This is a genomic window from Bradyrhizobium sp. 23 (assembly GCF_023073295.1).
Lineage (GTDB): Bacteria > Pseudomonadota > Alphaproteobacteria > Rhizobiales > Xanthobacteraceae > Bradyrhizobium > Bradyrhizobium canariense_D.
The window spans coordinates 117,405-120,851 of sequence record NZ_JADPJF010000070.1 but is presented as its reverse complement, the minus strand read 5'-3'; the positions used below and the strand labels follow the sequence as shown (position 1 = coordinate 120,851).

Sequence of the window (3,447 nt, the reverse complement as noted above, 5' to 3'; positions counted from 1 at the left end):
GAACCGTACGATTCGGCTCGCCGATATTCTCGCGGCCCTGCGCCGGCTCGACGGCGACAATGACGACGACGACCCGCCGCGCGGCGGCGGCGTCCCGATGCGCTTGCGGCGGCCTTGGGCCGCCGCAGAACGGCGAGGCGCGTGATGCTCACGCAGGCCGTTCTTGCTCTGGTGCTGGTCGGCCAGGTCTCCGCGGCCTGGGCCATTCCATTTCTAGCCTTGCAAGGCTGGCGGACGTGCCGCCAGACAAACGTGAAGCGGCTCTCTGATTTCAATCTCAGACGATGCGACTGGTCATGAAGACGATTGCTATGCGTTCGTTCTCGCTTGCGTTGCTGGTGCTGATACTGACGGCGTCACATCCCGCCGCAGGCCAGATCCCCGATCTGAAGCCGGGCGGCTCGGTTCCGACTTTGGCGCCTCTGGTTCGGCAGGTGACGCCGGCGGTGGTCAACATCTCGGTGCACGGCCGGGTACGCGAGGACAATCCGCTCTATCGTGACCCGCTGTTCCGCGAATTCTTCGACGTTCCGAGGCAGATCGAGAAGGAAGTCAGCGCGACCGGCTCCGGCGTGATCGTCGATGCCCGGAGCGGCTACGTGCTGACCAACAACCACGTGGTCGAAGGCACCTCCGCCCTCCAGATCACGACCAAGGACGGCCGGCAGTTTTCCGCAAAGGTCGTCGGCCGCGACTCGCCGACGGACGTCGCCGTGCTCCAGATCCAGAATCCGACCGGACTGAAGGCGCTTCCCCTCGGTGACAGCGACGCACTGGAAGTCGGGGACTTCGTGCTCGCGATCGGCAATCCCTTCGGCCTCGGCCAGACGGTGACGTCGGGCCTCGTCAGCGCCCTAGGCCGAACCGGCCTCGGCAAGCAGGGTTATGAAGACTTCATTCAGACCGACGCCGCTATCAATCCCGGCAATTCCGGCGGCGCGCTGGTCAGCCTGCAGGGCGAACTGGTCGGCATAAATTCGGCCATCATCTCGCCCGCTGGCGGCAATGTCGGTATTGGCATTGCCATTCCCGTCAACATGGCGCGCAAGGTGATGGAGCAGATCATCGCCACCGGCAGGGTCGAGCGCGGTCGCATCGGCATTTCGCTGAAGGACCTCCACCCGTCCGTCAACAAGGGACGCACCGAAGGCGCGCTCATCGCCGAAGTTGCCGCGGATTCGCCGGCCGAGAAGGCTGGCCTGCACAAGGGCGACATTGTCACCACGGCGGAGGGCCGCCCGATCCGCACCGCCGCGCAGCTGCGCAATACCATTGGTCTTGCGCGGGTCGGCGACGAGGTGAAGCTCGCTCTGCTGCGCAACGGCACACCGCTCACGGTCCTCGTCCGAGTGGCTCCAGCAACCGAGCCGCGCAATGCCAATGCAGGAAGCAACCGCCTCGTTCGCTAGGCCGATCAAAGAGGATATCACCGCAGCAAGCCGGTCGCTCTTTGTCTGCGATCGTGGACCCGGGACGCAGTTTGGGACGATCGCTGCGCGAACGTCCGGATGGCTTTATCCCAGCTCGATCGGCTCGCCGCGGCCGCTGAGCTCCTCGTCGAGGCGCAGATAGTGCGCGAGATAGTCGTGCAAGGCGGTCGCCGCCTTCGAGGTCGCGCCGCTCGACTTGTAAAGCAGCAGCTCGATCTTCGGCAGCGGCGGCAGGCCCTCGTTCGGGCCGATCTCGCGCATCGCCGGCACCAGCGCGCTGCGGCCGAGTACGGTCACGGCCATGCCGGCGAAGGCCGCCGCCTGGAGGCCGCCGACGCTTTCGCTGACGCAGGCGATGCGCCAGCGCAGATTCGCACGTTCCAGCGTGTCAATCGCGTAGTCGCGATAGATGTTGCCGGGCGGCAGCAACGCCAGCGGGATAGGCCGTTCCTGGTGCGCGGAGGACTGCTCGCCGGTCATCCAGACCAGTTGCTCGCGCCGTACCACCTGGCCGCCCGTAAAATCGTTCATGCGGGTGACGAGCGCGATGTCGACATCGCCGCGCTTGACGAGGCCCACCAGCGGCGTCGAGAGCGCGCAATTGAGCTCGACCTGGACGCGCGGGAATGATTTTCGGAACACGCTGAGGATCTGCGGCAGCATGAAGGCGGCATAGAGGTCGGGCGTGCCGAGCACGACCTGACCCTCGATCTCCTGTGACGCCAGCTGCGAAATCAATTCGTCATGCAACCTCAGGATGGATTTGGCGTAGGTGAGAACCGTGGTGCCGTCCTCGCTCAGCGTGAGCCGGCGCCCGACATGCTCGAACAAGTGCTTGCCGGTGAGCTCCTCCAGCCGCTGCAATTGCAGAGTGATCGCCGGCTGAGTGCGGCCCAGCCGCCGCGCGGTCTCGGTGATGCTGCCGGTCTCGACCACGGAGATCAGCGACCGGAGCATGCGGATATCGAGGCTGATGAGGTTCATGCGGCGTCCATGTCGCCCAGAATTTATGCAAGTTCCATGCTAGGGCGAAAGGGAGCGGGTTTCGGAAGGCTCGGCTGCAGCCGGCCTGTTCTCAATTAGACGACCTGCCGGTCCAGCATTGCTGGCATACTGAATATTGATTATCAGGCGGCTCGGCGCGCATGATGCGCCCAACGAACATAAAAAGGGAGCACAAGCCATGAAAGAGACATCAGCAACGCGACGGGAGCTGCTCGCAATTGCCGCGGCGGTAAGTGCTGCCTCAATCGCGGAAGTTGCGCCGGCCGCGGCGCAGGCCGGCCCGAAGCCGATCTTTCCAGTGCCGATGGTCACCATCCCGATCGTCGGCGAAACTCAGGTGTTCCAGGTCCGCCGCATCTACTGCATCGGGCGCAACTACGCGGCGCACGCGATCGAGCGCGGCTCGGACCCGAACCGCGAGCCGCCGTTCTTCTTCCAGAAGCCGACCGACGCGATCCAGAACGTCGCTGTGGGCGAGGTCGCCGATCATCCTTATCCGTCGCTGACCAAGAACTATCACCACGAGGTCGAGCTGGTCGCCGCGTTGAAATCCGGCGGCAGCAACATCCCGGCCGAGAAGGCGCTCGACCATGTCTATGGTTATGCGCTCGGCCTCGACATGACCCGGCGCGATCTCCAGAACGGCATGGCCGCGGAGAAGAAGCCGTGGGAGATCGGCAAGAGCTTTGACCACGCCGCGGTGATCGGTCCGATCCACCCGGCCAGCAAGACCGGGCATTTCGACAAGGGCGCCATCTCGCTGGCGATCAACGGGACGGTGAAGCAGAGCTCGGATCTCAGCAAGATGATCTGGAGCGTGGCCGAGCAAATCGCAAAACTGTCGGAAGCGTTCGAGCTGAAGGCCGGCGACATCATCTATTCCGGCACGCCGGAGAATGTCGGCCCGGTCGTGAAGGGCGACGTGCTGTTGTGCAAGCTCGACGGCTTGCCGGATATGTCGATCAAGATCGTCTAACGCTCCCTCTCCCCGCCTGCGGAAAGTGAGGGGCCG

At 64.4% G+C, this 3,447-nt stretch carries 3 protein-coding genes; 2 read left to right on the top strand and 1 reads right to left on the bottom strand.

Annotation, left to right across the window (positions count from 1 at the left end):
- Positions 1-296 precede the first annotated feature (296 nt).
- Positions 297-1,409: a trypsin-like peptidase domain-containing protein gene (locus tag IVB32_RS18385; RefSeq protein ID WP_247370147.1), complete on the top strand. Its 1,113-nt coding sequence runs from the start codon at positions 297-299 to the stop codon at positions 1,407-1,409.
- Between the two features lie 105 nt (positions 1,410-1,514).
- Here IVB32_RS18385 and IVB32_RS18380 read toward each other — a convergent pair whose 3' ends face one another.
- On the bottom strand, positions 1,515-2,414 hold the full coding sequence (locus IVB32_RS18380; RefSeq protein WP_247370149.1) for a LysR substrate-binding domain-containing protein: 900 nt from the start codon (positions 2,412-2,414) through the stop codon (positions 1,515-1,517).
- A gap of 199 nt (positions 2,415-2,613) precedes the next feature.
- Between IVB32_RS18380 and IVB32_RS18375 the strand changes: the two genes are divergently transcribed.
- A complete protein-coding gene (locus tag IVB32_RS18375) occupies positions 2,614-3,411 on the top strand; it encodes a fumarylacetoacetate hydrolase family protein (RefSeq protein ID WP_247370150.1) in 798 nt (265 codons plus the stop codon).
- The last annotated feature ends 36 nt before the right edge of the window (positions 3,412-3,447 follow it).